The organism is Mesorhizobium sp. (genome assembly GCF_004962925.1).
Lineage (GTDB): Bacteria > Pseudomonadota > Alphaproteobacteria > Rhizobiales > Rhizobiaceae > Mesorhizobium.
Genome location: NZ_SUEO01000004.1, coordinates 282 through 6,829, shown reverse-complemented (window position 1 = coordinate 6,829; position 6,548 = coordinate 282). Strand labels below are relative to the sequence as shown.

The window sequence follows — 6,548 nt, the reverse complement described above, 5'->3', positions numbered from 1 at the left end:
GCAAGCCGCGATTACGAAGCTCCAGTGGCCGGACCTCACTGGTTGTCGACGGGCGGCTCGCTCTCCGGCGCCGCCAAGTGTAAACGGCATGGCGCTGGCGTCTGTGAGCTAGATCACATTCAGGCCGCGCCTTAGGTTATTTTACCAAGACCGCTATGCACCTGTTGAGTGACACGCGCTAGGATTCGAGCACATCCTTGACGATTGTGGCCAGTTGCTTGAGCGAAAATGGTTTCGGCAGGAAACCGAAATGCGCGTCTGCCGGCAAGTTTTTGGCGAACGCATCCTCGGCGTAGCCAGAAACGAAGACGAATTTGATGTCCGGTTGCCGCTTGCGCAATTCGCCAAGCAGCGTCGGCCCATCCATTTCAGGCATCACCACGTCGGAAACGACGATGTCGACCTTGCCGTCGAGCGCGTCGAAGACTTCCAGCGCCTCGACGCCCGAGGATGCTTCGTGGACAGTATAGCCACGCGACGTCAGCGCCCGCATGCCGCCCATCCGCACGGCATCCTCGTCCTCGACGAGCAGCACGGTGGCCGAGCCCGACAAGTCCTTGGCTGCGTCGGCGATCTTTGCTGGTGCAGCCGGCGCCTCGGCGGGTTCACCTGCCTTTCTCGCCTCTGCAATGTAGCGAGGCAGGAAGATGCGGAACACAGATCCCTTGCCGACTTCGGAATCGCAGAAGATGAAGCCGCCCGTCTGCTTGATGATGCCATAGACCATGGACAGACCGAGGCCGGTGCCCTTGCCGACCTCCTTGGTGGTGAAGAAGGGTTCGAAAATCTTCTTGAGCACTTCGGGGGCGATGCCGCTGCCGGTGTCTTCGACTTCGACCACCACATAGTCGGCCGGCGCCAGCTCGCGGTAGGAAAAGCTCTTGCTCTCCTCTGTGGTCACGTTCCGGGTGCGCACGGTGAGGTCGCCGCCGGTCGGCATCGCATCGCGGGCATTGACCGTCAGGTTGACCACCACCTGCTCGAACTGCCCGATGTCGACCTTCACCGGCCACAGGTCGCGGCCATGATCGACCTTCAGCTTGATGTCGTTGCCGACCAGGCGGGCCAGCAGCATCCGGAGATCGGCAAGCACGTCGGTCAGGTTGAGCACCTCCGGCCGCAGCGTCTGCTTGCGCGAGAAGGCCAGAAGCTGCCGCACCAGCGAGGCTGCCCGGTTGGCGTTCTGCTTGATGTTCATGATGTCCGGGAAGGACGGGTCCGACGGGCGATGGTTGGTCAACAAAAGGTCCGACGCCATGATGATGGCGGTCAGCACGTTGTTGAAGTCGTGGGCGATGCCGCCGGCAAGCTGGCCGACCGCCTGCATCTTCTGGCTTTGCGCCATCTGACCCTCGAGCGCCTTCTGCTCGGTGGTTTCGACGGCGTAGACGATGGCCGATTCTTCGGCGCCCTCGCTGGTGCCGTCGGCAACCGCGTTGACGTAGAAGCGCATGTGCCGCTCCTCATTGCCGGGCAGCAGCGTATCGATCGGTTCGATGTCGGCCTGCCGCTGCCTCGCCTTTTCAAACGCCACGGCAAAGGCGGGCCGGTCGCGCTCATGGATCACCGTGTCCAGCCGCACGCGCCGATCGACCGCGTCCCCGTCGACGACGGAGGAAAACAGCGACAGGAAAGGCGCGTTGGTGCGCAAGATGCGCCCGCTGTTGTCGACAGCCGCTATTGCCATCGGCGTCGAATTGAAGAATCGGGTGAAGCGTATCTCCGAGGCGCGAAGATCGGCGGAGGCGTCCTCGCCTTGCGTTCGGTTGAGCACGATGGTGCGCGTCGGACCGTTGACGCCCTCGCGGCTGGCCGAAACCCGATGCATGAAACGAACGGGCAGCGCCTCGCCCTTCACTGTCGTCAGATCGAGATCGATGACCGCGTTGCGCGTGGTGCCGGGATCGGCCTTGACCGAGCGGACCAGCGCCATGCCGTCGCCGGCGACGATCTCCGGAAGCGTGACGGCACCAGGCGTGAAGCTCGTCAGGTCGATGCCCAGCCACTCCGCAAGCGTGGCGTTGATGTAGGTGACGCGGCCCTCCTGGTCGGCCGAAAAGAAGCCGGCCGGCGCATGGTCGAGATGATCGATGGCTTTTTGCAGGTCGAGGAAGAACCGCTCCTGCTCGGCCCGTTCTTCCGAGATGTCGGCGAGCTGCCAGGCAAGCAGGGGCAGCCGCTGGCCCGGGACGCTGAAGGCCCGGGCGCGGGCGCGATACCAGCGCGCGCCCGGCTCGGCGCCGGGTCGAATGGATTGGGCAAGCCGAAACTCCCCGTCGCCGGGCTGACCGTCGCGCAGGCCGGAAGCGAGCCGGTATATGGTCACCGAAGCCTCGGGAACATCGGACAGCAACCCTTCGACCGTCTTGAGATCCGCCGCGGACGCCGCGCCCGTCATGTCGGCATAGGCCCGATTGGCGTAGACGACCCGACCCTTGGTGTCCGTGACGAGAAGACCTTGCGACATTGAATCGACGAAGGCTTTCGACAGCTCGTCGCTCGTCGAGCGCGGTGTGATCTGCACGAAGCCGATGGCGGTGGCGAACAGGAAGCCGACGCCGATCATCGCCAGCACACCAAGCATTCCAAGCAGGAATGGATCGCCAAGACGTTCGCGGAAAAGACCGAAGACGATCGCGGCGCCCGTCAGGACGACGATGAAGATGATGAGCCGGGTTACCGCACCCGGTCGCGTGTTCTGGTCGACGATCGGTACCGGATAGAAATCGCCGCGCGCTTCCTTGGCCATGTGCCCCCTGTTCGTGAATTCCGGTACTTGCCCCTGCCCGGTTGAATCACATTCTCAGGGTCCGGAAAAGGCCTTGGCGGCAAATGTCCGCTAAAAATGAGGCCGTTCGGCGCCTGGTGTGGTGAATTCGAAATTCGCGTCACCTTGCTGCAGCGCCGGGCGATTTTTCGGATTCGTCACACCAGCAACTTGCTGAAAATCCAGTGTGGTGTTTCAAGCTGTTCACGAAGCGCGAAAGGCAACTTGCAGTGGCGTGCCGCAACAGTTTAGTGTCGCGTCTTCTTCGAAAGTCGATTGGGGGCACCAATGCTGCAGTGGCTGGATAGCATGGCGGGTCCTGGTTATGCCGCGGCGATCCTGTGGACGCTTGTCGCGCTTGTCCTTCTGGTCATCATTCTCCTCATCATCAAGCTGATCCGCAATCTGACCTTCGGAACATTCGTAGCCGGCGGCAGGAACCGCAAGACACGATTGGCCGTCATGGACGCCACCGCTGTCGATAGTCACCGCCGGTTGGTGCTGGTGCGCCGCGACGATATCGAGCACCTGCTGCTGATCGGAGGTCCGACCGACGTCGTCGTCGAACGCGACATCAGGCTGTCGGCGCTGCGCCGTCCTGCACTGACCGGAGATGGCGGCGGCCATCAGCCGGCACCGCAGCCGCGCGCCCCTCAACCCGCTCCTGCATCAGTGAGGCAAGCACCGCCTCCGCCGCAGCCGGTAAGCGCGGCCCCAACGCCTGTACGGCCCCATCAGGCGGCACAAGCGCCGAAGCCGGCAGCGCAAAGCCTTCAGTCGGCGACCATCACGCCGCTGCCCGCCTACGGATCGTCCAACGCCAACGCCGTTCGACACGCGCCACCGCCGGCAAGACAGGATTCCCCGGCAAGGCAGGATTCTATCGACGATACGCTGATGAGGGAACTCGAGGTCTCGCTTGACGAGCCGCAACCCGCAAAGCCGGAGAGCAAGCCGGCGCCGTCTCTCGACGACGAGATGACGAAGCTTCTCGGCGAACTGTCCAGCCAGAAAAGATAACCGGCCAAAACAATGGCCGGAGACCGGCCATGACAAATTCTCTATTGACCGCTTTTAGACGCTTCGCCTGTGCTTCAGTCGTCGCGGTAGACCTTCTCGCGGCGCTCGTGGCGCTCCTGCGCCTCGATCGACAAGGTCGCGATCGGACGCGCATCGAGCCGCTTCAGCGCGATGGGCTCGCCGGTTTCCTCACAATAGCCGTAAGTGCCTTCGTCAATGCGCTGGAGGGCGGAATCTATCTTTGAAATGAGTTTTCGCTGGCGATCGCGAGCACGAAGTTCGATGGCGCGGTCGGTTTCCGAAGAGGCGCGATCGGCGAGATCGGGGTGGTTGGCGTTTTCCTGCTGCAGGATTTCGAGAGTTTCGCGCGCTTCGCGCAATATGTCGTTCTTCCAGGTGACGAGCTTCAGGCGAAAGTAGGATTTCTGCCGCTCGTTCATGAACGGCTCGTCTTCGGAGGGTACGTAATCGGCGGTAACGATGTCGTTCATTCGACTCACCCAAACTGCCCCAATTTTGGCGCCTATATATTCGCGGACCGAATGCTGCACAAGCGTAATCGACGACAGTTTCACGCAATTGTTAATGTCGGGCAAAACGGCATTGGCCGCATCATTCGCATGAAGGGCGCGACCGAATTCGTTTATGATTCGTTGGGTTTGAAGGGTACCGGCCATTGTGCACGAGGGGTTTCTCATGGCTAATCCTGCAGCGCCTTTTGACGAGTTTCGGTGTTAGGCACAAGCGAGGGGCCGGTGAGCAAGCTTTATCTGCTGAGGCATGCGAAGGCTGGATGGGCCCTGCCGGGCGTGCGCGATTTCGACCGTCCGCTCGACGCATCCGGCCTCGCCGACGCCGAAACGATGGGTTCGGTTATGCGGGCCCGCAACTACATCCCGGACCTCACGCTTTGCTCCAAAGCAAAGCGAGCACTGCAAACGCTGGAGGGTCTTGCCGGTCACACCGATACCGGTCGGGTCGTGTTCCTGGACACGCTCTACAGCGAGGATGCCGCCGGCTATCTCAACATCATCCGCGGCAATGGCGGACCAGGCTCGCTACTCGTCATCGGCCACAACCCGATGACGGAAGATCTCACGATCGCGCTTTCGGGCGACGGCGAAGAGGCTGCGAGGGGAATGCTGAACCACGGATTCCCGACCGCCGGCCTTGCGGTCGTCCGTTTTCCAGGCAGTCTTGCCAACGCCGCGCAGGGCACCGGCTATCTCGAAGCCTTCGTGACGCCGGTTGATCTCTGACGCCGTTTCAAATCCAGGTGGCAGCGTCTATATCGGAGCGTACCGAAGCCCCGAGAGAACCGATTTGGCATCATCGCTGACCACTTTCACCGACGAGGCGAAGATTGCCCTGGATACGCTGTCGGGGCGCGCTACCGGGCTTTTTTCGCCATCGCTGCGGCTGGGGGTGACTGGCCTTTCTCGCGCAGGCAAGACGGTGTTCATCTCGGCTTTTGTTCACAATCTGCTCCATGGCGGGCGGTTGCCGCTGTTCGAGGCGCAGAAATCGGGACGCATCGCCCGTGCCTTCCTCGAAGAGCAACCGGATGATGCCGTACCGCGATTCCAGTACGAGGATCACATCGCGGCTCTGGTCAACGACCGCCTCTGGCCGGATTCGACACGTGCCATTTCCGAGCTGAGGCTCACCATCGAATATGAATCGGCCTCCGGCTGGAGCCGCATGTTTTCATCAGGCAGATTGTCGGTCGATATCGTCGACTATCCCGGCGAATGGCTGCTCGACCTGCCGCTGCTCGGCAAATCCTACGCCGATTTCTCGCGCGAAGCCCTCGAGATGGCCGTGCTGCCGGTGCGCGTCGACCTTTCGCAGGAATGGCGTACGCTCTCCGCCGCAGTCGACCCGAAGGCGGACGCTGACGAGATGACGGCGCGCCGCCTCGCCGAGAGCTTCGCCGCCTATCTCAAGGCATGCAAGCTCGACGAGCGGGCGCTTTCGACCTTGCCACCCGGCCGTTTCCTGATGCCCGGCGCTCTTGAGGGCTCACCGGCGCTGACCTTCGCCCCCTTGCCGGACCTGAGCGAGCGGCGGGCGCGTTCCGGGTCGCTGCAGGCGATGATGGAGCGCCGCTACGAGGCCTACAAGACGCATGTCGTAAAGCCGTTCTTTCGGGAACACATCACGCGCCTCGACCGTCAGATCGTACTGATCGACGCCCTGCAGGCCTTGAACGCAGGCCCCGGCGCGATGGCCGATCTCGAACGCGCGGTGACCGAAATCCTCGCCTGTTTCCGCCCCGGCCGCGGCAACTTCCTGACAGACTTCTTTTCAAGGCGCATCGACCGCATATTGGTGGCGGCGACAAAGGCGGACCATCTGCACCACGAAAGCCACGACCGGCTGCAGGCGATCGTGCGGCGGCTTGCCGACCGTGCCGTGGCGCGGGCGAATTTCACCGGCGCCGATGTCGACGTGGTCGCACTGGCGGCCGTGCGCGCGACCCGCGAGGGCACGGTCAAGCAAGGCCGTGAAACACTGCCGGTCATCATCGGCACACCGTTGAAAGGTGAAAGGATCAACGGCGAAACATTTGATGGAAAGACGGAAACAGCCATATTTCCCGGTGACTTACCGGAGAAAATTGATGCGGTGTTCGATGTCTCTCGGCCAGACCAGAGGCAAAGCCAAGACCATCGGCAAAGCCCAGACTCTCGACAAAACAATGACGACCCGGCGATCCGCTTCGTACGCTTTCGCCCGCCAAAACTCGAACGCACTGCTG

Annotated in this window: 5 protein-coding genes; 3 read left to right on the top strand and 2 right to left on the bottom strand. The window is 62.2% G+C overall.

Annotated features, from left to right (window positions below; genetic code table 11):
• Positions 1-178 precede the first annotated feature (178 nt).
• Positions 179-2,749, bottom strand: a complete 2,571-nt coding sequence (cckA, locus tag E5W87_RS02030; protein ID WP_292393496.1) for a cell cycle histidine kinase CckA — start codon at positions 2,747-2,749, stop codon at positions 179-181.
• 306 nt (positions 2,750-3,055) lie between these two features.
• On the opposite strand from cckA, the gene E5W87_RS02025 reads away from it, so the two are divergent.
• The gene (locus tag E5W87_RS02025; protein WP_292393494.1) at positions 3,056-3,787 is read left to right on the top strand and encodes a flagellar biosynthetic protein FliO; all 732 of its coding nucleotides are present in this window, start codon (positions 3,056-3,058) and stop codon (positions 3,785-3,787) included.
• A 74-nt stretch (positions 3,788-3,861) separates the two neighbouring features.
• On the opposite strand, the gene dksA is transcribed toward E5W87_RS02025, so the two are convergent.
• Positions 3,862-4,278: an RNA polymerase-binding protein DksA gene (dksA, locus tag E5W87_RS02020; RefSeq protein ID WP_006202025.1), complete on the bottom strand. Its 417-nt coding sequence runs from the start codon at positions 4,276-4,278 to the stop codon at positions 3,862-3,864.
• A 264-nt stretch (positions 4,279-4,542) separates the two neighbouring features.
• Here dksA and E5W87_RS02015 point away from each other — a divergent pair, with 264 nt between their 5' ends.
• Together E5W87_RS02015 and E5W87_RS02010 are read left to right on the top strand one after the other, a co-directional pair.
• Positions 4,543-5,046 carry a histidine phosphatase family protein gene (locus tag E5W87_RS02015; protein WP_292393492.1) on the top strand — a complete coding sequence of 168 codons (504 nt, stop codon included), beginning with the start codon at positions 4,543-4,545 and terminating at the stop codon, positions 5,044-5,046.
• Between the two features lie 64 nt (positions 5,047-5,110).
• On the top strand, positions 5,111-6,548 hold a 1,438-nt coding region (locus E5W87_RS02010; protein WP_292393490.1), incomplete at its 3' end, for a YcjX family protein.

Excerpts from the sequence above, each read along its gene's own strand:
- E5W87_RS02025 (WP_292393494.1), top strand. The coding sequence starts at position 3,056 with ATGCTGCAGTGGCTGGATAGCATGGCGGGTCCTGGTTATGCCGCGGCG.
- dksA (WP_006202025.1), bottom strand. The coding sequence starts at position 4,278 with ATGAACGACATCGTTACCGCCGATTACGTACCCTCCGAAGACGAGCCG.
- cckA (WP_292393496.1), bottom strand. The coding sequence starts at position 2,749 with ATGGCCAAGGAAGCGCGCGGCGATTTCTATCCGGTACCGATCGTCGAC.